The organism is Devosia sp. Soil_C_22 (assembly GCF_057657195.1).
This window is the reverse complement of the sequence record NZ_JBDGIY010000001.1, coordinates 2,711,926-2,734,955: the sequence shown is the minus strand read 5'-3', so window position 1 is coordinate 2,734,955 and position 23,030 is coordinate 2,711,926. Positions and strand designations below refer to the sequence as shown.

Sequence of the window (23,030 nt, the reverse complement as noted above, 5' to 3'; positions counted from 1 at the left end):
CTTTTGATCTCCACCAACAGGGTATGACCGCCGTGAGCACTGTTCAGGGTCAAGCCATATTCCGCGACGAGCCCGCGCCCAAGCGCGCGAGCTTCATCGAGCGGGTCTGGAACCATCGCACCGACTATCTTTATGTGCTGCCGGCGCTCGTCGTGATGCTGATCGTCATCGCGTATCCGATCTACTACACGATCGAGCTGAGCTTCTTTAATACGCCGGCCAGCCTCCAGCTGAACCAGAAGCAGTTCAACGGGCTGGACAACTACATCACCATCCTCACCAGCCCCGTGTTCTGGAAGGTGACCTGGCAGACGGTCGTGTGGACCGTGCTGTCGACCATCTTCGCCTTCGCGCTCGGGCTGGGCGCGGCGCTGTCGCTGCATCGCGAGTTCGTGGGGCGTGGCCTGCTGCGCGGCCTGCTGCTGATCCCGTGGGTGGTGAGCGCGGTTGCCGCCTCCTATGTGTGGAAGTGGCTCTATCACTCCGATTTCGGCGCCATCGGCGCGCTGGCCGTACAGCTCGGCCTCACCGATCGGCCGATCAACTTCATCGACAACACGCAGACCTCGCTCTACGCGCTGATCGTCGTGAACGTGTGGAAGGAATTCTCCTTCGCCATGATCATGCTGATGGCCGGCCTGCAGACCGTGCCCGATACGCTGCTGCGTGCGGCGCAGGTGGATGGCGCGAGCCCGTGGCAGCGCTTCTGGCACGTCACCTGGCCGCATCTGTCGGGCGTGTCGACCGTTACCGTGCTGCTGCTGGCAGTGCAGAACTTCAACTCCTTCATCATCCCGTGGATCATGACGGGCGGTGGCCCGGCCGGTTCGTCCGACATCTGGATCACCCATATCTACCAGCTCGCCTTCGGGCGGCAGCGCTGGGGCGTGGGCGCGGCCTACGCGGTGATCCTGTTCATCGTGATGATGGTGCTTGGCTACTTCTACGTGAAGGCACTGACCAAGGGCGACGATTCGAGGGCTGGCGCATGACCATGGAATCTTCTGCAGGCGCCGCCCGCGGCGTATTCGATGGCTGGCGCTGGGCCGGACGCATCTTCCTCACGCTGCTGCTGATCTTCACCGCCATGCCGATGGTGTGGATGTTCATCACGTCGCTGAAGACGGGTTTTGCCGCCATGCAATACCCGCCGCAGTGGTGGCCGGCCGAACCGACGCTCGCCAACTACTGGAAGCTGATCAACCCGGCCGACAGCATCGGGCGCGACTTCGTCCAGTATTTCTGGAACTCGATGTGGGTCTCGACCCTCACCACCATCCTGGCGGTGGCGGTGGCGGTGCCGGCGGCCTACGCCTTCTCGCGCTTCCGCTTCCCGGGCCGCACGTTCCTGTTCTTCGCGGTGCTGCTGCGCAACATGTTCCCGGCCGTGGTGTTCCTCGTGCCGCTGTTCATCCTGATGCGCCTGCTCGGGCTGGTGAATACGCACGGATCGCTGATCCTCACGTACCTCACCTTCGGCCTGCCGCTCGCCATCTGGCTGCTCAAGGGGTTTTACGACAACATCCCGATCCAGCTCGAACAGGCGGCGCGCATCGACGGCGCCACCCGCTTCAAGGCGTTCCTGCTGATCGTGATGCCGCTGTCGACCCCGGGCATCATCGCCACCTCGATCTACAGCTTCATCGGCGCCTGGAACGAGTACATCTATGCCTACACGTTCCTTACCCGGCACGATCAGATGACGCTGCCGGTCGGCATCCAGCGCTTCTTCTCGGAGAACGCCACCGACTGGCCGGGCCTGATGGCGGCCACTTTCATGATGAGCATCCCCGTCGTGGTGCTGTTCCTCGTCCTGCAACGATACTTTGTGCGCGCGCTGACCGAAGGCGCGGTCAAGCACTAGCCCTACCCGAAGGAAAGCTCAGTTATGGCTCAGGTTGTCCTGAAAGACGTGGTCAAGAACTACGGCCCGGTCTACGCCGTGAACCACGTGTCGCTGACCATCGAGGATGGCGAGTTCGTCGCGCTGGTCGGGCCCTCGGGTTGCGGCAAGACGACGACACTCAACCTCGTCGCGGGTCTGATCCCGATGTCGGGCGGCAGCATCAATATCGGCGATCGCGACGTCTCGGGGCTCGACCCCAAGGATCGCGACATCGCCATGGTGTTCCAGAACTACGCCCTCTACCCGCAGAAGTCGGTGTACAAGAACCTGGCGTTCCCGCTGCAGATGCGGAAGCTGCCGGCGGCCGAGATCGACAAGCGCGTGAAGGCCGCGGCCAAGACGCTCGACATCACGCACCTGCTCGACCGCAAGCCGCGCGAACTGTCGGGCGGCCAGCAGCAGCGCGTGGCCCTCGGGCGAGCGCTGGTGCGCGAGCCGCGCGCGTTCCTGATGGACGAGCCGCTGTCGAACCTCGACGCCAAGCTGCGCGTGCAGATGCGCTCGGAGATCAAGCGCTTCCACCAGGACCTCAAGGCGACCATCATCTACGTCACCCATGACCAGCTCGAGGCCGTGACCATGGCCGACAAGATGGCGGTGATGAATGGCGGTTTCCTGCAACAGTACGATACGCCGGCCAACGTCTTCAACAACCCGGTGAACATGTTCGTCGCGAGCTTCATCGGCTCGCCGGCGATGAGCCTCGTGCCGCTCAAGGCGGTGACGCGCGGCACCGAAGTGGCGCTGGCCAGCCCCGAGGGCTGGGAGTTGCCGCTGTCGGCCGCCAACGCCAAGAAGGCGCTCGGCGCCAAGTCGGACAAGATCGTGGTGGGCGCGCGCCACTCGACCATCAAGCTGACCAAGGACCAGGTGGCGGGTTCGGTGCCGGCCAAGGTCTACACCGTCGAGCCGACCGGCGACGTCACCTATGTGCAGGTGTTCCTCAGCGGCTCGCCGGTCAATATCAGCCTGCCGCCGACCATCCAGATCAAGCCGGACGAGCAGGTGTTCCTGAGCTTCGATCAGGAGAAGCTGCATCTGTTCGACGGCGAGACCGAGATGGCGCTCACCGCCTGACCCTGACGCATTCCGAGCGGCGGGCCCGGTTCGCCGCTCGTTTCATCACGTCCTTCCCTTCGGCGGGCCATCAATGGCCTGCCAACAACCCAGACAGCGCCAGCGATGACCAACACTCCCGAAGACGCGCTCAACCGCGTCAACACCAGCTCCCGTCCGTCCGATCTGCGCATCACCGATATCAGGGTGGCCGAGATCACCGGCGCGCCGTTCCGCTCGGCGCTGCTCAAGATCTACACCAACCAGGGGATTGTCGGCCTCGGTGAAGTCCGCGACGGCGCCAGCGCCACCTATGCGCTGATGCTGAAGTCGCGCCTGCTCGGCGAGAACCCGTGCGACATCGACCGGCTGTTCCGCCGCATCAAGCAGTTCGGCGGCCATGGCCGCCAGGGCGGTGGCGTATCGGCAGTCGAGATCGCGCTGTGGGATCTGGCAGGCAAGGCCTATGGCGTGCCGATCTACCAGATGCTGGGCGGCAAGTTCCGCGACAAGGTGCGCTGCTACTGCGATACCGATGCCGACCGGCCGAGCGGTACCGAGATGGGCAAGCGGCTCAAGGAGCGCATGGACAAGGGGTTCACCTTCCTCAAGATGGACCTGGGCCTGATGGAAATCGCCCACATCCCGGGCGCTGTCGTCGGCCCGGCCGGCGTGATCGACGCCTTCCACCAGCATGCCGGCGGCATCCGCGCCACGAACAACGAGGAGCGCAAGGCGCGCAACCTGATCTACGACGCGCAGAACGTGATGCACCCGTTCACGGGCCTGCACTTCTCCGAGAAGGGGCTCGACCTGCTCGACCAGTACATGGCCGAAGTCCGTGCCGAGATCGGGCCGGAAATCCCGCTCGCCATCGACCATCTCGGCCACATCTCGCTGCAGGACGGCATCCGTCTCGCGCAGCGCATCGAAAAGTACACCCCGGCCTGGCTCGAGGACGTGATCCCCTGGCAGCATGCCGAGAGCTATCGGCGCCTGCAGGAAGCCACCTCGGTGCCGATCTGCACCGGTGAGGACATCTACCTCAAGGAAGGCTTCGAGCCGCTGTTCAACGCCGGCATCTCGGTGATCCACCCGGACATCCTCACCAGCGGCGGCATCCTCGAGACCAAGAAGATCGGCGACGCGGCGCAGGACCACGGCATCGCCATGGCCATCCACATGGCCGAGAGCCCGATCGCCGCGATTGCCGCTGCCCATATCGCCACCGCCACCGAGAACTTCCTCGCGCTCGAGTATCACTCCGTCGACGTGCCGTGGTGGGACGATATCGTCACCGGCTTCGACGGCCCGATCGTCCAGAACGGCTTCATCGAGCTCAGCGACAAGCCGGGCCTCGGCATCGACGACCTCAACGACGAAGTACTGATGGCTCACCTGCAGCCGGGCGTCACCGGCATCTGGCAGCCGACCGATCAGTGGGACAACGACATGTCCTGGGACCGCACCTGGAGCTGACGTCGATGTCTCTGCGCGCCTCCACACACTCGGTGTCATTCCCGCGAAAGCGGGAATCTCCGTTTCGGAGCGCGCGGCCAAACAGAGATCCCCGCTTTCGCGGGGATGACGCCGGCGGGGAGGCGCACTTCGCGCGAACGCCCACACGTTGCGACGGATTGATCTGAGAAAAGCGCCATGAAAATCACCGAGATCAAGGTCATCGTCTGCTCGCCGGGGCGGAACTTCGTGACGGTGAAGATCATCACCGACGAGGGCGTTTACGGCATCGGCGACGGCACGGTGAACGGCCGCGAACTGGCGGTCGTCTCGTACCTGCAGGATCACATCGCGCCGACGCTGATCGGCAAGGATCCGCTCAGGACCGAGGATATCTGGCAGTATCTCTACAAGGGCGCCTACTGGCGCCGCGGGCCGATCACGATGGCGGCGATCGCTGCCATCGACATGGCGCTGTGGGACATCAAGGCCAAGGTCGCCAACATGCCGCTCTATCAGCTGCTCGGCGGCCGGTCGCGCGACAAGGTGATGGTCTACAAGCATGTCGGCGGGCTCGATATTCCCGAGGTCGTGGATGGCGTCGCGAAGATGCGCGAGCAGGGGCTCGACGCCATTCGCGCGCAGGTCTCGATCCCCGGTCTGCCGCCGATCTACGGCACCGGACCCGGCGCGGTGCAGACCAATGGCGGCATGGTTCGCCAGATGCCGGTCGAGGAAGTGTGGGCCACGCACAAATACATGCCGCTGGTGCCGAAGCTGTTCGAGGCGCTACGCGATGCGGTGGGCTGGGACGTGCACCTGCTGCACGACGTGCATCACCGCCTGACCCCGATCGAGGCGGCGCGGCTGGGCAAGGATCTCGAGCCCTACCGGCTGTTCTGGCTGGAGGACGCGATCCCGGCGGAGCTGCAGGAAGGCTTCCGGCTGATCCGCCAGCACACGACGCAGCCGCTGGCGGTGGGCGAGATCTTCAACTCGGTCTACGACACGACGACGCTCATTTCCGAGCAGCTGATCGACTATATCCGCGTTACCGCCGTGCATGCCGGCGGCGTGACCGGCATCAAGAAAATCTTCGATTTCGCCTCGATCTACCACGTGAAGTCGGCCTGCCACGGCCCGATGGACATGTCGCCCGCCACCATGGGCGCGAACATTCACGTCGACACGGCGATCTCGAACTTCGGCATCCAGGAATTCACCGGCTACACGCAGGAGACGTACGACGTCTTCAAGTGCGACTGGCGCTACGACCGTGGGTATCTCTACCCCAACGAGACGCCCGGCCACGGCACGGACATCGACGAAGCGCAGGCCGCCAAATATCCCTATGCCGCCGCCTACCTGCCGGTCGCCCGGTTGGAAGACGGCTCCATGACGAGCTGGTGAGGAGAGCGTCGTGAAGATTACCGCCATCAAGCCGTACCCGGTCTGGGTCGGCCACCGGAACCAGCTGATCGTCAAGGTCGAGACCGACGAAGGCATCTACGGCTGGGGCGAAAGCGGATTGTCGGGCCGCGAGAAGGCCGTCGTGGGGGCGCTGGAGCACTATGCGCAGTTCCTCGTCGGCAAGGACCCGTTCCGGATCGGCGCGATCTGGCAGGAGCTCTACCGCAGCCAGTATTTCGAGGGCGGCCGCGTGCTGCTGGCGGCGCAGTCGGCGCTCGACATCGCGCTGCACGACATCAAGGGCAAGGCGCTGGGCGTGCCGGTGTACGAGCTGCTCGGCGGCAAGCATCGCGACGTGATTCCGACCTTTGCTTCCACCGGCTCGATCACCGAGGATGGTAACGAGACGCTGGCGAGCGCGCGCAACCTGATCGAGCGCGGCTGGTCGACGATCCGCTTCTTCCCGGCGGCCTGGGACAACGGCAACGGCATTTTCGAACCGCGCGAGTCGATCGGCAAGACCGCGAAGTTCCTGATCCGCGCCCGCGCGGAGCTGGGCGAGGAGGTCGTGCTCGGCATCGACTACCACCACCGGCTCAGCGTCGCCGAGACCGCCAGCTTCTGCCAGAAGATGCCCTCGGGCACGCTCGATTTCCTCGAGGAGCCGATCCGCGACGAGACGCCGGAGGCCTACGAGTCGCTGCGCACGCTTACGGACGTGCCCTTCGCCATCGGCGAGGAGTTTTCGTCGAAGTGGCAGTTCCTGCCTTACATCGAGCGCGGCATCCACCAGTATAACCGGCTGGATCTCTGCAATGTCGGCGGCTTCACCGAGGCGATGAAGGTCGCCGGCTGGTCGGAGGCTCACTATGTCGACCTGATGCCGCATAACCCGCTCGGTCCGATCTGCACCGCGGCGACGATCCATTTCTCTGCGGCGGTGGCGAATTTCTTTGCCCTCGAGGTCCGCGCCAACGCGACCGACCTCTATGCCGGCACGCCGACGGCCGACCTGTTCCCGCAGATGCCGAAACTCGATGGCGCCGTATACAAAGTGCCAGATGGCCCCGGCCTCGGAATCGAGCTCAATGAAGCCATGCTCGAAGAGAGCAGCTTCAAGTTCTGGGAGGCGCCCCACCTGACGCGCCGCGACGGTTCGGTCACCAACTGGTAGACCCACTCACTCTGGAGGAGACAAAATGGCCACCACTATCCAAAGCAAGATCCCGCCCTTCAAGCGTCCGTCCAAGGACGTCATCGACGCGCTCAAGGACATCGGCACTGCGACCGTTGCCGGCTCGCTCGGCCATGCCGGCTTCCGCAACCCGCACATGCTCGGCCCGGTGACGCAGAATCCCGGCGCCTCGATCGTCGGCGTCGCCCAGACCCTGCAGTTCCTGCCGCAGCGGCCGGACCTGTTCAGCGAGGGCGAGTATTCCGATCCCGAGACGCAGCTCCACCGCCACGTCCTGTACGAGATCGAGGAAGGCGACGTGGTCGTGGTCGATGCGCGCGGCGACATGAGCTCGGGCGTGTTCGGCGACATGATGTCGACCTATTTCAAGGGCCGCGGCGGCGCCGGCATTGTCATCGACGGCGTGATGCGCGACCGTCCCAACGTGCAGAAGCTCGGCCTCAACACCTGGCTGCGCGGCTGGACCCCGAACTACCACGTGCAGGTCTCGATCTTCCCGTCGGCGGTGAACGTGCCGATCTCGTGCGGCGGCGTCACCGTCATTCCGGGCGACATCATCATGGCCGACGACGACGGCGTCGTCGTGCTGCCGCAGTCGATGGCGGAGAAGGTCATCGAGGATTCCAAGAAGCATGCCGAGTGGGAAGTGTTCAGCCGCGAGAAGCTGATGGCCGGCGAGTCGCTGCGCCGTTACTACCCGCTGCACCCCGATGCCGAGGACGAATACCAGGCCTGGCGCAAGGCCAAGGGCCTGCCGCCGAGCCCGAGCCGTTAAGTTCGGAGCTATGCATTATGAGGGCGCCCCGTGGGGCGCCCTTTTTGTTTGCGGCGGAGTTCACGGCGAGACGGGTTACTTGGGTGGCCGCGAGTGGTTTTTATGCTGCACAATCAAAAGACTCCGCGTCCGCCCGGTGACTGTTGTGCGGCCGTACGCTATAAGCCCGTGACTTGGGATGCGGGGGCTTTTCGATGTTGCGTGCTTGGGGTGCGTTGGCGCTTGCAGTAATCGCGTTGGCAGGGACGGCAGCCGGCGTGCAGGCACAGTCGATCCATGCCGACGAAATCCGTGGCGGTCTTTATTGGCACTCCGCCGACTCGGGCGATTTCGATGCATCACGGCTTGAAGACCTGAATGTCGAACTATTGTTCGCCATTCCCACGCTCGATGAAGCGCTCGCCATTGGGCGGCTGCGTCCGCATGTCGGCGCCACCATCAATTTCGGTGGGCTCGAGAGCATGGTCTATGGCGGCATCAGCTGGACGGTGCCGATCGGCGATACGCCGTTCTTCGTCGAAGCGGCCTTCGGCGGCACGGTCCACAACGGCAAGCTCGATGGCGCCGACAAGCCCTACCGCAATCTCGGCTGCTCGGTGATGTTCCACGAGTCGATCAGCCTGGGCTACGAGATCACCGAACAGGCCAGCATCATGGCCACGGCCGAACACGCCTCGCACGCGAGCCTGTGCGACGGCCCGAACCAGGGGCTCACCAATGTCGGTATCCGGCTGGGGTGGAAGTTCTAGGTTCGGCCGCTTCCGGGCCCCATTCCCGCGCTTTCCCACGATGTCATCCCCGCGAAAGCGGGGATCTCTGTTTTCGGTGCGCTCCGCAAACGGAGATTCCCGCTTGCGCGGGAATGACTCGGTGGGTGGGACGGGTCTTTGGGCCTACGCTTCGCTCCCGGTGGGTGGGGTGAGCATGGAGCAGGGCGCGAACCTCGCCTCCGCGCCCCCTCTCCCTTCGGGGGAGAGGCTGGGGTTAGGGGGCTTGCCGCGAACTCGGTGCTTGGGGAAGGCCCCTCACCCGACGCTTCGCGTCGACCTCTCCCCCAGAGGGAGAGGTGGTGCTTGCCGCCCTACAGCGGCATCCGCAAATCCAGCGTCAGCGGGAACTCCGCGCTGCGGAGCTCGGTCGGCGGCACGTAGCCGCCGGGCGTGTGGCCGTGCGGCACGAAGCGGGCCAGCCGTCTTGCTTCGGCTTCATTGCCATTCACGGGAAACGTCTCGTAGTTCCGGCCGCCCGGATGCGCTGTGTGATAGGTGCAGCCGCCGATCGCGCGGCCCGACCACGTGTCGTAGATATCGAAGCGCAGCGGCGCGTTGGTGGGCAGCACCGGATGCATGCCGGAGGCCGGGTGCCACGCCTTGAAGCGGACGCCCGCGACCGCCGTGCCGCCTTCGCCGGTGGCGGTCAGCGGCACCAGCCGGCCATTGCAGGCGACCTGGAAGCGGCCCGGGTTCAGGCCTTCAAGCTTTACCTGAAGCCGTTCGACCGATGAATCAACGAAGCGCACCGTGCCGCCGATGGCGCCGGTTTCGCCCAGCACGTGCCAGGGCTCGAGCGCCTGGTTGAGCGTCACCTTCATGCCTTCGAGCTCGACCTCGCCGCAGAAGGGGAAGCGGAACTCGAGCTGGGCGGCGAACCATTCCGGATCGAGGTCGAAGCCGTTGGCCTTGAGATCGGCCAGTACGTCGAGAAAGTCGGCCCAGACGAAATGCGGCAGCATGAAGCGATCGTGCAGCGTGGTGCCCCAGCGCACGAAGCTGCCCTGCTTGGGTGCGGCCCAGAAGCGCGCGATCAGCGCCCGTACCAGCAGCTGCTGGGCGAGGTTCATGCGTGCATTGGGCGGCATCTCGAAGCCGCGAAACTCCACTAGCCCGAGCCGGCCGGTCGGGCCATCGGGCGAGTAGAGCTTGTCGATGCAGATTTCCGAGCGATGAGTATTGCCGGTGACGTCGACGAGCAGGTTGCGGAACAACCGGTCGACCAGCCAGGGGAGGGGCGCCGGACCCTGATCGGGCGCCGGGACCTGCTGCATGGCGATCGCGAGCTCGTAGAGGCTGTCGTGCCGGGCCTCGTCGATGCGCGGCGCCTGCGAGGTCGGCCCGATGAACAGGCCGGAGAACAGATAGCTGAGCGAAGGATGCTGCTGCCAGTGCAGCACCAGCGATTTCAAGAGGTCCGGCCGGCGCAGGAAGGGCGAGTCCGATGGGGTCGCGCCGCCCACCACGACGTGGTTGCCGCCGCCGGTGCCGGTGTGCTTGCCGTCGATCATGAACTTGTCGGCGCCCAGCCGGCTGGCCCGCGCCTCCTCGTAGACGGCGGTGGTCGTCGCGACGCATTCCTCCCAGCTCGCGGCCGGGTGGATGTTGACCTCGATCACGCCGGGGTCGGGCGCGACGCGGATGACGTTGAGCCGCGGATCATAGGGCGGGGCATAGCCCTCGACGTGGATGGGCAGGCCGAGCGTCTTCGCCGCTTCCTCGGAGGCCGCGATCAGCTCGAGATAGTCCTCGACCGTCGAGACCGGCGGCAGGAACACGCAGAGCCGGCCCTCGCGCAGTTCCACAGTGATGGCGGTACGCACGGCGCTGTCGATCTCGTCGAGCACCTGCTCGTTGATCTGCTGGGCCTGCGTGGGGTCGGCGGTAAAGGTCGAAGGCTGGGCATGATGGCCGATCGGGACTTCGACCGGCTGTTGCAGCAGTTCCTCGACCTCGGGCAGATCGGCCACCGCGATCAGCGGATCGCGCGGCACCACGTGCGGGTAGGCCGTGGGGCTGAGGTGCTTCAGCGAACTGAGCGGCAGGCGGTAGCCGACGGGGGAATCGCCGGCGGCCAGGAACAGCTTGCCGCGCCGGGTCTTCCATTTCTCGGTGATCCAGCGCCTGTCCGAGGCCTGCGCGTTCCAGCGCTGTACCGGCAGCACGTAGCCGGTCGCATTGTTCAGCCCGTGGTCGAACACCTTGGCCATGCGGGCCCGGGCCTCCGGATCGGCGAGCTCGGGGTTGGCCGGATCGACATTCTCGGGCAGGCGGGATTCCTTCACCAGCCAGTCGCCGGGGTCCTCGTAGGCGGCATCGATGGTCTCGGTGCCGATGCCGAGATTGCCGGCAATCTCGGTCAGCAGCCGCTGGTCGTCGCCCGGCTTGGCGTCGGTCTTGATGCCCTCGCGCGCCACCAGCTGCTCGTCGCGCCAGATCGGCTGGTTGTCGCGCCGCCAGTAGAGCGAAAAGGTCCAGCGCGGCAGGGTTTCGCCCGGATACCATTTGCCCTGGCCGTAATGCAGCAGCCCGCCCGGCGCGAAGCGCTCGCGCAGCCGGCGGATCAGCGCGTCGGCCTTGCCGCGCTTGGTCGGCCCGACCGCATCAGCGTTCCATTCGCCGGCCTCGAAATCGTCGATCGACACGAAGGTCGGCTCGCCGCCCATGGTGAGGCGCACGTCGTGCCTGACCAGCTCCTCGTCGACCCGGCGCCCGAGCGCGTTCAGCCGTTCCCAGCTCTCGTCCGAGAAGGGTTTTGTAATGCGCGGGTGCTCGGCAACGCGGCTCACCTTCATGTCGAAGGCGAACTCGACATTGGCAAAGCTGGTGAAGCCGCTGATCGGCGCGGCATTGCGATAATGCGGTGTTGCCGCTAGCGGAATGTGGCTCTCGCCGGTCAGCAGGCCCGAGGTCGGATCGAGCCCGATCCAGCCGGCGCCGGGCAGGTAGACCTCGCACCATGCGTGGAGGTCGGTGAAATCGTGGTCGGTGCCGGCGGGGCCGTCGAGCGAGACCAGATCGGGTTTCAGCTGGATCAGGTAGCCCGAGACGAACCGGGCGGCAAAGCCGAGATGGCGCAGCACCTGCACCAGCAGCCAGCTGGAATCGCGGCACGAGCCCTGGGCCCGCGCCAGCGTCTCTTCAGGCTCGAACACCCCGGTCTCGAGCCGCACGATATAGCCGACCTGCTGCTGGACGCGGGCATTGAGCCCGGTAACGAAGGTCACGGTGTTCTGCGGGCTGCGGTCGATGCCGGCAAGGAAGGTGGTGAGCAACGGCCCGGCCGGCTGCGGCTTCATGTAGATGGAGAGATCGTCGCGCAGCTCTTCGGGATACTCGAAGGGCCAGGTCTCGGCCCGTTCCTCGACGAAGAAATCGAACGGATTGTAGACCGTCATGTCGGCGACGAGATCGACCTCGATCTTCAGCTCGGTGACCGGCTCGGGGAAGACATGGCGGCTGAGGTAATTGCCGTAGGGGTCTTGCTGCAGGTTGACGAAGTGTTTTGCCGGTGAGACCCGGAGCGAATGGCTCAGCACCTTGGTCTTGGATTGCGGGGCAGGCTGGAGCCGGATGATCTGGGGCTGCAGGATGACCGGACGGTCATATTTGTAGTGCGTCAGGTGATAGACGGCGGCTTTGATCGACATACGGTCGGTCGCTCACTGAGGCACAGAAACTTCCCGACGAGGACGATAGCAGATGTGGGGAGGGGGGATAGGGGGATTTGGCGTGGGGGAGGAGGGCCTGTGACGATCACCACGAGCACGCTGTCGGCAGTAACGCGCCCTCTCCCCCTTGGCGGGGGAGACGCGAGACTTACGAGCGTGAGCGAGTTAGTCGCAGCAGAGAGGGGGTGCGGTGGCGCACCGTGCCCACCACGACCCCCTCTCTTGCGAAAACTAAGGACTTAGCTGCGCTAAGCCCAAGTTTTCGCTTTCTCCCCCGCCAAGGGGGAGAAGACCACGGCAGGCATCAGCGTTCTCTTGCAGGAAGGCCCATCGCCCATCCCCCGCTACTTCTTCTTCTTCCGATCCGCGTGCATGGCGTCGCGCGATTCCGTCAGGAATTCCTCGACTTCCTCGAGGCTCGCGGAGAACTCGTAGCCCTTGTTGCCGAACACGATCTCGAAGGTGTCGTCGTCGCGCAGCATGTAGCCGCCATGGGCGTCGATCTTGGGGTTACGCTTCTGGGCGACGAGCAGGCTGACGCCGAACGGCCGGCCCATGCGGCGGACGCGGCGCTCGATCGCGGTCTGGGTGTGGGCGCGGCTCGACATGGCTGGCTCCTGTTGCAGGCCTCCACATAGCGAGCGCCGGCGCGTGATGCAAAGGGCACAGATTCCCCTTTCCTCCGACTAGGCACCCCGACCGCTTTGTGATTTGGTCCGCACCGAATTGTAACGTTGCAAAAGACACGAGCGGGCTCATGACTCTCAATCTTTCCCAGCGAATCCGGCGCATCGAGGTGCGACTCGACGAGCTGACCTATTGGCGGGAGCGCGAGAGCGTGCCGGTGACCGGCTGGACCGCCAACGGCGCGCCGATCGCACCCGGCGCGGCCTGGCCGACCAAGGAGGGCGTGGTCAGCTTCACGGCGCAGGTGAACGCGAGCGCGAACTGGCCGCTGGCCGAGACGCGGCTGTTCCTCGACCTGGGCGGCGAGGGGCTGGTGACGCTCAACTATGGCGACGGCAGCGCCAGCTTCGGTAACGACCCCTATCACAAGGAATATCCGGTCAAGGCGCTGAGCTTTGCGATTGCCGCCGAGGCGACGGCGCGGCTGCCCTTCGGCCAGCCGGTGCGCAACCCGGTGCTGGTCGGTGGGCGGCTGAGCCTCGTCGACCTCGCGGTGCATGAACTGCAGCTGCGGCTGCGCCAGATCGTCGAGACCTGCCAGCTGCTCGAGGGTCACGATGTCGTGCCGCATCTCGTCGCCGCCGCCGAGGAGGCGCTGCATGCGCTCGACTGGCCGTCGGGCACGGCGGACTATGTCGCCCGCTTCGCGTCGCAGGATGGCCAGCAGCGCATCTGGCAGCTGCCGCCGCTGAAGGAGAACCCGGCCGGCCTCACGCAGGCGCAGCACGACAGCGTCGAGGCGGCCGATGCGGCACTGGCCGAGCGGCTGCGCGAACTGCAGCAGCGTTTCCCGCAGCAGGGCGAGGTGGCGCTGACCGGCCACGCCCATATCGATCTTGCCTGGCTCTGGCCCTATGCCGAGACGCGCCGGAAGATGCGGCGCACCTTCTCCACGGCCGTGCAGCTGATGGAGGGGAGCAACGAATACGTCGCCAAATCCGGCTTCCACTTCAACCAGTCGACCGCCCATTACTATGCGCAGATCGAGGAAGACGATCCAAAACTGTTCGACCAGATCCGCGCCAAGGCGGCGGGCGGCACCTGGGAGACGGTGGGCGGCATGTGGGTGGAGCCCGATACCAACATGCCCACGGGCGAGAGCCTGGTGCGGCAGGTGCTCTACGGCCAGCTCTATTTCGAGCGCAAGTTCGGCAGGCGTCACACGGTGTGCTGGCTGCCCGACTGCTTCGGCTTTTCGGGCGGTCTGCCGCAGATCCTGAAGCAGGGCGGCATCGACAGCTTCTTCACCATCAAGGTGAACTGGAACGAGACCAACACCATCCCCGCCGACCTGTTCTGGTGGGAAGGCATCGACGGTTCGCGGGTCCTTGCGCACACCTTCAACAACCCGCGCGGCGGTTATAACGGGCAGCTCGGGCCGGAGGCGGTGCTCGCCACCTGGCAGAATTTCAAGGACAAGCACCTGCACGGCCAGACGCTGCTCGCCGTCGGCTATGGCGACGGCGGCGGCGGGGTGACGCCGGACATGATCGAGCGCGAGATGCAGCTGCGCGATTTCCCGGTGTTGCCTAAGGCCAAGTGGGGAACGGTGGCGGACTATTTCGCCGGCGCCCACCAGACCGCCGCCGGCACTGAGATGCCGGTATGGTTCGGCGACATCTACCTCGAACTCCATCGCGGCACGCTGACCACGCAGAGCGCGGTCAAGAAGCTGCACCGGCAGGCCGAGCGGGCGCTGATCACCGCCGAGACGCTGGGCGGGCTCGCGACATTGCTCGGTGCCGACCAGCCAGAGAGCCTCGAGCATATCTGGCGCGTGGTGCTCAAGAACGAGTTCCACGACATCCTGCCCGGCTCGTCCATCGCCGAGGTCTATGACGACGCCGAGCGCGAGCTCAACGACGCCATCGGCCGGGCCATCTCGCGCCAGCAGTTCGCGCTGTCCGCCATTGTCGGGCAGATCCCCGATGGCGACGTCGCCGATGCGGTGGTGGTGGTTAACCCCTCGCTCAGCCGGCGGCCGCTGCGCGTCACGCTTAGCGACGGCACGCAGTTCTCGACCGCCGACGTGATCGCGCCGCTCGGCATCAAGGTGTTCACCCGGGCCCAGCTGACCCCGCTGGAGGGGCTGTCGGTCAGCGACACGCATCTCGAGAACGCGCATATCCGCGCGACGATCGGTGCGGACGGCACGGTCACCAGCCTCGTCCACAAGGCCACCGGCCGCGAGGCGCTGGCGGGTCGCGGCAACCAGCTCTGGGTCTATCCGGCCGACAAGCCGCGCAACTGGGACGCCTGGGACATTGAGGACGACTATGCCAGGTCGGGCATCGAGCTGACCGAGCCCGAAAGCATCAAGGTCACCGAGAACACGCCGACGCGCGCCGCCATCCGTGTCGTCCGCCGCTTCCGCGCCTCGACGGTCACTCAGACCTACACCCTCGAAGCCAATGGCACGCGGCTCGATATCGCGACAGAAATCGACTGGCACGATCGCCACGTGCTGCTGCGCACGCTGACCCCGGTGGATGTGCGCACGCCGCACGCGACGTTCGAGCATGCCAATGGCGTGGTGAAGCGCACCACGCACGACAATACCAGCTGGGACCAGGCGCAGTTCGAGGTGCCGGGCCACCGCTTCATCGACATGAGCGAGCCGGGCTTTGGCGTGGCGCTGCTCAACGACGCCAAATACGGGCATTCGGCCAAGGGCAATTTGCTCGGGTTGAGCCTCGTGCGCTCGCCGCTCTATCCCGATCCGCTCGCCGACGAGGGCGGCCAGCGCTTCACCTACGCGCTCTATCCGCATGCCGGCGACTGGCACGAGGGCCGGGTGCGCGAGGAAGCCGAGGACCTCAACCAGCCGCTGCTCGCGGCGGTGGCGAGCGGGGTGGCGGCGGGCAGCTTCGAGCCGATCGGCACGACCGGCATCCCGGCGGCGCTCTCGGGCCTGAAGCCGGCCGAGGACGGCAATGGCCTGATCCTGCGGGTGTACGAGCCGTCCGGTCGGCGCGGCGATTTCGGCGTCTCGGTGCCGCAGGGATGGACGCTGGGTGGGAGCCTCAGCATCATGGAGGAGCCGATGGAGCGCGGGGCAGGGGCGGAGCTGCGGCCGTTCGAGCTGCGGAGCTGGCGGGTGAGTAGGAGGTAGGGCGCAGACGGTCTCGTCGTGGCCTGCCGCGCCACAGCACCCCCTCTCTGCTGCGACTAACTCGCTTGCGCTCGTAAGTCTCGCGTCTCCCCCGCCAAGGGGGAGAGGGTGCGTTGCTGCGGGACTCGGTGCTTGTGGAAGGCTTCTCCCCCTTGGCGGGGGAGAAAGCGAAAACTTGGGCTTGGCGCAGCCAAGTCCTTAGTTTTCGCAAGAGAGGGGGTCTGCGATGGCGCGGGGGCGGGGGCCTATCGGTTGCCCTACCCCTTCACCACTTCAGTATCGTCCCGCCCGCCCCATTCGGCCCACGAGCCGTCATACAGCACCACGTCCGTCGCGCCGGCCTGTTCCAGCGCCAGCTTCAGCGTCGCGGCGGTGACGCCGGAGCCGCAGGTGGTGACGATCGGTTTGGTCACATCCACCCCCGCCGCCTCGAACTGCGCCCGCAGCGCCTCGGGCGATTTCATCACGCCATCCTCGGTGAGGCTCGACGACGGCACGTTCAGCGCCCCCGGCATGTGGCCCGAGCGCAGGCCGGCGCGGGGTTCCGGCGCATCGCCGGTGAAGCGTGCCGCCGGCCGTGCATCAACCACCTGTCGCGCCGGAGCGCGCATGTCGGCAAGGCCCGCCACGGCGCCGGGTGTCAGCCGGGCGGTGAAGATCTTCGGTGCCGGGCCGACCGGGCCGGTTTCGAGCGGGCGGTCCTCAGCCTTCCACTTGGGCAGGCCGCCTTCGAGCAGGAAAACCTCCCTGGCACCCATCACCATGAAGGTCCAGCGCACGCGCGGGGCCGAGAACAGGCCGTCGCCGTCGTAGACGACGATGCGCTTGCCGTCGGCGATGCCGAGATGGCCGGCGATGCGGCTGAACTCGGCTTCGCTCGGCAGCATGTGCGGCAGGCCCGACGAGGTGTCGGCCATCTCGTCGACGTCGAAGAACACGGCGCCGGGAATGTGCCCGGCGAGAAATTCCGCCTGCGGGTTGCGGTTAGCGGTCGGCAGGTACCAGCTGCCATCGACGATGCTGAGGTCGGTGTCGCGCAAATGCGCGGCCAGCCACTCGGTGGAGACGAACGGGTCGGTCATCAAGGAATCCTTTTGGGGCAGCATAGCGGGGCCCGGGCATGTTGCCACCCCCGCCGAGTTCCGCTACGCGCCGGAGCTGGACATTCTCACCGGCTGTCATCCCTGCGAAAGCAGGGATCCATCGCTCCACCAGCGCGGGCTGTGAGTTGGACCCCCCGCTTTCGCAGGGGTGACAACCGGTGGTGGGCGAAAGCGGGAACCTCTGTTGGGTGCGTGCCATCAAAACGGAGATCCCTGCTTTCGCAGGGATGACCCGGTGGGCGATTGCGTGCGAGATGAACGCTCCGAGGAGGGGCGTGCAGCCTGCCGGTTCAGCCCGTCAGGCGCCGCCCTCAGTTGCCCAGCACCAGCACGTCGCTCGAGGCGATACCCACGCGCACCGGCGCTCCGTGGGCCGGGGGCGGGGTGCGCTGGTCGTTGAAGGTGTCGAGGCTGATGGCGTTGCCGCCCAGATCGACCTTGAGCCGGATGACCGAGCCGAGGAAATGCACCTCGGCCACCTTGCCGTCGAGCACGATGTCGCGCGCTTCGCCATTCGCCAGCGACACCGCTTCGGGCCGCATGGTCAGCGCGATGGCTTCGCCGTTGCGGGCCGAGCCGGGCAGGGCGGGCAGGGCGAAGGTCGCGGTCCCGACCGATACGGTCTTGGCCGCGGCATCGGCGACGGTCGCGTTCAGCGTGTTGAGCTGGCCCACGAAGGTCGCCACGAACCGGGTGGCCGGGCGATTGTAGATCTCGAAGGGCTGGCCGAACTGCTCGACATTGCCGGTGTTCATCACCACGATCCGGTCGGAAATGGACAGCGCCTCTTCCTGGTCGTGCGTCACGAAAATGGTGGTGATGCCGAGCTCGCGCTGGATCTCGCGGATCTGCTCGCGCAGGCTCACGCGGATCTTGGCGTCGAGCGCCGACAACGGCTCGTCGAGCAGCAGCATGCGGGGCGAGGGGGCGAGGGCGCGGGCCAGCGCCACGCGCTGCTGCTGGCCGCCCGACATCTCGAACGGGAAGCGCTTTTCGAAGCCGGGCAGGCCGATCAGCTTCAGCATTTCCTCGACGCGGGCATCGCGCTGCGGCTTGGCCATGCCGGCAATGCGGAGGCCGAAGCCGATATTGTCGCCCACCGTCATGTTGGGGAACAACGCATAGGCCTGGAACACCATGCCGATCTTGCGCTGGTTAGGCGGCAGATGGGTGAAATCGCGGCCTTCGACGGTGATCGAGCCGCTGGTCGGGCGCTCGAAGCCGGCGATCATGCGCAGGATGGTGGTCTTGCCGCAGCCCGATGGGCCGAGCAGCGAGACGAACTCGCCCTTGTTGAAGCTCAAATCGACGCCCTTCACCACCTGATTGGCGCCAAAGGCTTTGACCAGCTTTTCGATGCGGAGGAATTCTTCGGCCATGGCCTTAGTCCTTGCGGGCCGTCTTGGGCGCGAAACGGCCGAGCACGTTGATCATGCCCATGGCAGCCCAGGTGACGAGGAGGGAGATGATGGCGAGCGCCGACGGCTCATAGGCGCGGTTGGTGCCGACGCCGACGAGATAGGGGCCGAAGGCCGGACGGTTGAGGAGGCTCGCGATGGTGAACTCGCCGATGACGATGGCGAGGGTCAGGAAGGCGCCCGACAGCACCGCGACGAGGATGTTGGGGAACACGACGCGCGAGATGATGGTCCACTGGCTGGCGCCCAGGATCTGCGCCGCCTCGGTGAGCGTGCCGATATCGATCGTGCGCATGCCAGTATCCACCGCCCGGTACATGTAGGGCAAAGCCAGCGTCATGCAGGCGCAGATGAGGAGGATATCCGTGCCGAGCGTGGTCTCGGTGAAGGGGATGATCGAGCTCGAATTATAGAGCCGGATATAGCCGTAGACGAGCACCAGCGCCGGGATCACCAGCGGCAGCAAGGTGATGAACTCCATGATCGGGCGCAGCCAGGGCATGCGCAGGCGGACATAGTAAACCGCCGGCACGACGACGAGGATGCCGAGGATGATGGTGAACACCCCGATGGTCAGGGAGTAGCCGAAGCTGCCGAAGAATTTAGGGTCCGAGAACACCGAGGCGTAGGCATCGAAGCTCAGCTCGCCGCGGCGCATGCGCAGCGAGAAGATGAAGGTGGCGATCAGCGGCACGAAGAAATAGAGCGCGCCGACCGCGATGATGGCCCAGGCCCAGACGCGGCTCTGCTTCATTTCATCCACCTCTCGGCGCGCTTGGCCACGACCAGGTAGATGATGTTGGCGATCGAGGTGATCACCACCATGCCGACGGCCAGTGCGGCGCCGAGGCCGGGGTTCTGCAGCGCGTCGCCGCGGATCTGGTTGTAGAGCAGCACGGTCACGATGTTGAGGTTGGAGCCGGTCAGCGCCCAGGCCGTGGCGATGGCGCCGAAGGCATTGGCGAACAGCAGCGACAGGGTGCCGAGCACCGGCGGCCACAGGATCGGCAGGCCGATATAGCGCCAGAAGTCCCACTTGGACGCGCCCAGCGTCTGCGCCGCCTCGTTCCACTCGCGCTTCAGCCCGTCGACGGCCGGCGCGATAATCACCACCATCAGCGGGATCTGGAAGTAGAGGTAAGTGATCGTCAGGCCCCAGAAGCTGAACAGGTTGAAGCCGGCGCGGTACATGTCGAAGTGGAACACGTCGCGCAGCAGCAGGGTGACGAGGCCGAGCCGGCCCAGCGTCGCGATGAAGGCAAAGGCCAGCGGCACGCCGGCGAAGTTGGAAGCAACGCCGGAAAAGGTCATCACCGCATCGCGCAGGCCCTGCGGCAGGCGGCCACGGATCAGCGCCAGCGCGATCAGCAGGCCGCCCAGCGCGCCGAGGATGGCGGAAGCTGCCGAGACCTGGATGGAAATGGTGTAGGCGCGAACGATCTGCTCGCTGCCCAGCCCGACGAAATTCTCGAGCGTGAAATTGCCGGCCTTGTCGGTGAAGGCCTGGGCGATCAGGGTCACCGTCGGCGCAGCCAGGAACATCAGCGCGAAGACGATGAAGGGCACGATGCTCAGCCATTGCAGGCTGAACGGGCGGCGCCAGATGGCAACCGGCCCGGAAAGATCCGGGCCGGCCTTGGTCTGCGCTACGGTCGTGCCGTCACTGGACATTGGCGCCGACGACCGAGTCCCACTTGGACGTGATCGCGGCCTTGGCGGCGTTCTGCTCGTCGATCGAGGGGAACACGGCCTTGGCGTAGTTGGCGGCGTCCGGGAGCTTCGCCATCAGGTCGGCCGGGAGCTTGCCGGCTTCGGACAGGGCGTTGAAGCGGATCGGGTGGCAGTAGCCGGCGAGCCAGCCGAGCTGGCCTTCGTCCGAGTAGAGATATTCCATCCAGAGCTTGGCCGCGTTCGGGTGCGGGGCGTAGGCCGAGATGGCCTGCACATACACGCCGGCCAGCACGCCGTCGGACGGCACGACGATATCGAGCGGCGGGTTGCCGTTCATGCCGTCGCGCTGGGCGAGGAGGTTATAGTCCCAGTTGATCGCGATCGGGGTCGTGCCCTGGGCGATCGGGGCGGCTTCGGCATCGACCGGCACGAAGTTGCCGGCGGTGGCGAGCTGCTTGAAGAAGTCGAGGCCGGCATCGGCGGCGCCAGCGGCGTCGGCACCGGTCGCGAGACCTGCGGCGTAGACCGACAGGATGGCGTTGTTGGCGGTGCGCGGGTCGCCGGCGAGGGCAACCTGGTTGGCGTAGTCGGACTTCAGCAGGTCGGCCCACGAAGCCGGGTTGTCGCCGGTGACGACGTCCTTGTTGATGCCGAAAGCCAGCACGCCGTAATAGTCGCCGTACCAGTAGCCGTCAGCATCCTTGGCCTCGGCCGGGATCTCGTCCCAGGTCGAAACCTTGTACGGCTGCAGCAGGCCCTCATCCTTGGCCTGCGGGCCGAAGGCGAGACCGATGTCGAGGGTGTCGGGGGCCTGCGGGCCCTTGTTGTCCTTGTTGGCGCGGACGGCTTCGAGCTCGTCGGCCGAACCGGCGTCGGGGTTCAGTTCATTGACGGTGATGCCCGGATACTTGGCCTTGAAGGCCTCGATCACGGCACCGTAGCCGCACCAGGTGTGGGGCAGCGCGATGACGGTGAGCTGGCCCTCGGCCTTGGCGGCCTCGTAGAGGGCGTTGATGTCGGTCTGGGCATAGGTGAAGGTCGAAGCGGTCAGCGCCACGACCGAAACCGTAGCGACCAGCGCGTTCTTGAGGAACATTCTGCGTCTCCCTGGGAATTCTGGCTTGTCCTGGTTCGGGAGGAGCCCCGAAAGCCGCGCATCACCTATTTTGGCCGCATGACAGGCAAGTGACACGCCTCCCTGCCGTGCACAGTCCCGTCAGTCGGCTGATCGCGGAAAACATCCGCACTACAGGCATTTGCGCTTCCGGAACGCCTCCGCGCCCAATTGTGACATTTGTGACAGTGCCCCTTTTGACTGGGCGAGTCGAGATGTGGCGCAAGACGTTGCAGTTTAGAGCGGTTCCAGCCTGCGTCGATATTTCTTGAACGGGTATGTCCACTTTGATAGTTGCCGCGCGAAGGGCGCGGGGCCCGCGCCTCAGGAGACCCCCAAATGAAGACGATCAGCACGCTTGCCCTTTCCATCGGCATGGCGGCGATGAACGCCGGCTTCGCCAACGCCGCCGAACCCACCGCCGACGAAATCCTCAAGACCTACGCGGATATCGCGCTCGCCGGCTACGAGGATGCGCTCACCACCGCCAAGGCGCTGGACGCGGCCACCGACGCGCTGATCGCCAACCCGTCGGAGGAGACGCTGGCCGCCGCCCGCGAGGCCTGGCGCGCGTCGCGTCCGAGCTACCAGCAGACCGAGGCGTTCCGCTTCGGCAATGCGATCGTCGATGAGTGGGAGGGCAAGGTGAATGCCTGGCCGCTCGACGAGGGCCTGATCGATTATGTCGATGCCGGTTACGGCACCGAGAGCGACGAGAACGGGCTCTACACCGCCAACGTCATCGCCAATGCCAAGCTGACCATCGACGGCACCGAGGTCGACGCGGCCGAGATCACCCCGGCCTTCCTACAGGACACGCTGCAGGAAGCGGGCGGCATCGAATCCAACGTTGCGACCGGCTACCACGCCATCGAATTCCTGCTCTGGGGTCAGGACCTGCACGGCACCGAAGCCGGCGCCGGCGAGCGTCCGTTCACCGATTATTCGACCGACGCTAACGCGACGCGCCGGGCCCAGTATCTCGATGCCTCGACCCACCTGCTGGTCACCGATCTCGAGGAAATGGTGGCCAACTGGCAGGAGGGCGGGGCGGCTCGCACGGCGCTGGCCGAGAGCGGGCTTGCGACCATCCTCACCGGCATGGGTTCGCTGTCGTTCGGCGAGCTCGCGGGCGAGCGCATGAAGCTCGGCCTGCTGCTGCACGATCCGGAAGAGGAGCACGATTGCTTTTCGGACAACACGCACGTGTCGCACCTCAATGACGGCATCGGCATCCGCAATGTCTACCTCGGCAGCTACACCCGCGTGGATGGCTCGGTGGTCGAGGGCCCCTCGATCTCCGACCTGATCGCGGCGCGCGACCCGGCGCTCGACACCGAGCTCAAGGCGCAGCTCGACGACAGCGTCGCCAAGCTGCAGGCGATCGCCGATCGCGCCGCCGGTGGCGAGGCCTATGACCAGCAGATCGCCGAGGGCAATGACGAGGGCAACGCCGTCGTCCAGGCGGCGATCGACGGGCTGATCGCGCAGACGCGCGGCATCGAGCGCGCCGTGGCGCTGCTCGAACTGGGCGATGCGGTGACCATCGAGCAGTCGGACAGCCTCACCAACCCGGACGCCGTGTTCCAGTAAGCGCCGGTTTTCCCAAGCTTTATCGGCGCCGCGGATTTACAGAATCTGCGGCGCCATCCTTTCTTCCCGGCATGGCCGGGAGTGCTTAGAG

The 23,030-nt window shown here is 65.9% G+C and carries 17 protein-coding genes; 10 read left to right on the top strand and 7 right to left on the bottom strand.

Annotated features, from left to right (window positions below; translation table 11 throughout):
- The first annotated feature begins 56 nt into the window (after positions 1 to 56).
- The 8 genes from AC3A6I_RS13355 to AC3A6I_RS13320 all read left to right on the top strand — a co-directional run bounded on the left by AC3A6I_RS13355 (position 57) and on the right by AC3A6I_RS13320 (position 8,549).
- The gene (locus AC3A6I_RS13355; RefSeq protein WP_487545024.1) at positions 57 to 992 is read left to right on the top strand and encodes a carbohydrate ABC transporter permease; all 936 of its coding nucleotides are present in this window, start codon (positions 57 to 59) and stop codon (positions 990 to 992) included.
- Between the two features lie 2 nt (positions 993 to 994).
- Complete coding sequence (locus AC3A6I_RS13350) at positions 995 to 1,864, top strand: carbohydrate ABC transporter permease (RefSeq protein ID WP_487544209.1); 870 nt, start codon at positions 995 to 997, stop codon at positions 1,862 to 1,864.
- A gap of 24 nt (positions 1,865 to 1,888) precedes the next feature.
- Positions 1,889 to 2,983, top strand: a complete 1,095-nt coding sequence (locus tag AC3A6I_RS13345; protein ID WP_487544208.1) for an ABC transporter ATP-binding protein — start codon at positions 1,889 to 1,891, stop codon at positions 2,981 to 2,983.
- Positions 2,984 to 3,088: 105 nt separating this feature from the next.
- Complete coding sequence (locus tag AC3A6I_RS13340) at positions 3,089 to 4,441, top strand: mandelate racemase/muconate lactonizing enzyme family protein (protein WP_487544207.1); 1,353 nt, start codon at positions 3,089 to 3,091, stop codon at positions 4,439 to 4,441.
- A gap of 177 nt (positions 4,442 to 4,618) precedes the next feature.
- Positions 4,619 to 5,830, top strand: a complete 1,212-nt coding sequence (manD, locus tag AC3A6I_RS13335) for a D-mannonate dehydratase ManD (protein WP_487544206.1) — start codon at positions 4,619 to 4,621, stop codon at positions 5,828 to 5,830.
- 10 nt (positions 5,831 to 5,840) lie between these two features.
- Positions 5,841 to 7,004: a mandelate racemase/muconate lactonizing enzyme family protein gene (locus AC3A6I_RS13330; protein WP_487544205.1), complete on the top strand. Its 1,164-nt coding sequence runs from the start codon at positions 5,841 to 5,843 to the stop codon at positions 7,002 to 7,004.
- Between the two features lie 25 nt (positions 7,005 to 7,029).
- Positions 7,030 to 7,800 (top strand): ribonuclease activity regulator RraA, encoded by a 771-nt coding sequence (locus AC3A6I_RS13325; protein ID WP_487544204.1) that lies wholly within the window; start codon positions 7,030 to 7,032, stop codon positions 7,798 to 7,800.
- A 194-nt stretch (positions 7,801 to 7,994) separates the two neighbouring features.
- Entirely contained in the window at positions 7,995 to 8,549 is a 555-nt protein-coding gene (locus AC3A6I_RS13320) for an acyloxyacyl hydrolase (RefSeq protein ID WP_487544203.1), read from the top strand.
- A 332-nt stretch (positions 8,550 to 8,881) separates the two neighbouring features.
- On the opposite strand, the gene AC3A6I_RS13315 is transcribed toward AC3A6I_RS13320, so the two are convergent.
- Both AC3A6I_RS13315 and AC3A6I_RS13310 read right to left on the bottom strand, forming a co-directional pair.
- Positions 8,882 to 12,220, bottom strand: a complete 3,339-nt coding sequence (locus AC3A6I_RS13315) for a transglutaminase family protein (protein WP_487544202.1) — start codon at positions 12,218 to 12,220, stop codon at positions 8,882 to 8,884.
- A gap of 365 nt (positions 12,221 to 12,585) precedes the next feature.
- The gene (locus AC3A6I_RS13310; protein WP_487544201.1) at positions 12,586 to 12,849 is read right to left on the bottom strand and encodes a hypothetical protein; all 264 of its coding nucleotides are present in this window, start codon (positions 12,847 to 12,849) and stop codon (positions 12,586 to 12,588) included.
- A 149-nt stretch (positions 12,850 to 12,998) separates the two neighbouring features.
- Between AC3A6I_RS13310 and AC3A6I_RS13305 the strand changes: the two genes are divergently transcribed.
- Positions 12,999 to 16,040: an alpha-mannosidase gene (locus AC3A6I_RS13305; protein ID WP_487544200.1), complete on the top strand. Its 3,042-nt coding sequence runs from the start codon at positions 12,999 to 13,001 to the stop codon at positions 16,038 to 16,040.
- A 257-nt stretch (positions 16,041 to 16,297) separates the two neighbouring features.
- Here the strand turns inward: AC3A6I_RS13305 and sseA are convergent, their stop codons facing one another.
- From sseA to AC3A6I_RS13280, 5 genes are all read right to left on the bottom strand, one after another.
- The gene (gene sseA / locus AC3A6I_RS13300; RefSeq protein ID WP_487544199.1) at positions 16,298 to 17,122 is read right to left on the bottom strand and encodes a 3-mercaptopyruvate sulfurtransferase; all 825 of its coding nucleotides are present in this window, start codon (positions 17,120 to 17,122) and stop codon (positions 16,298 to 16,300) included.
- A 332-nt stretch (positions 17,123 to 17,454) separates the two neighbouring features.
- Positions 17,455 to 18,522, bottom strand: coding sequence for an ABC transporter ATP-binding protein (locus tag AC3A6I_RS13295; RefSeq protein WP_487544198.1), 1,068 nt, complete (start codon positions 18,520 to 18,522; stop codon positions 17,455 to 17,457).
- Positions 18,523 to 18,526: 4 nt separating this feature from the next.
- Positions 18,527 to 19,315, bottom strand: coding sequence for an ABC transporter permease (locus tag AC3A6I_RS13290; protein ID WP_487544197.1), 789 nt, complete (start codon positions 19,313 to 19,315; stop codon positions 18,527 to 18,529).
- Positions 19,312 to 20,232, bottom strand: a complete 921-nt coding sequence (locus AC3A6I_RS13285) for an ABC transporter permease (RefSeq protein WP_487544196.1) — start codon at positions 20,230 to 20,232, stop codon at positions 19,312 to 19,314. Before AC3A6I_RS13285 ends, AC3A6I_RS13290 begins: the two co-directional genes overlap by 4 nt.
- A complete protein-coding gene (locus AC3A6I_RS13280; RefSeq protein ID WP_487544195.1) occupies positions 20,222 to 21,328 on the bottom strand; it encodes an ABC transporter substrate-binding protein in 1,107 nt (368 codons plus the stop codon). Before AC3A6I_RS13280 ends, AC3A6I_RS13285 begins: the two co-directional genes overlap by 11 nt.
- Positions 21,329 to 21,685: 357 nt before the next feature.
- Here AC3A6I_RS13280 and AC3A6I_RS13275 point away from each other — a divergent pair, with 357 nt between their 5' ends.
- Positions 21,686 to 22,939 carry an imelysin family protein gene (locus AC3A6I_RS13275; RefSeq protein WP_487544194.1) on the top strand — a complete coding sequence of 418 codons (1,254 nt, stop codon included), beginning with the start codon at positions 21,686 to 21,688 and terminating at the stop codon, positions 22,937 to 22,939.
- The last annotated feature ends 91 nt before the right edge of the window (positions 22,940 to 23,030 follow it).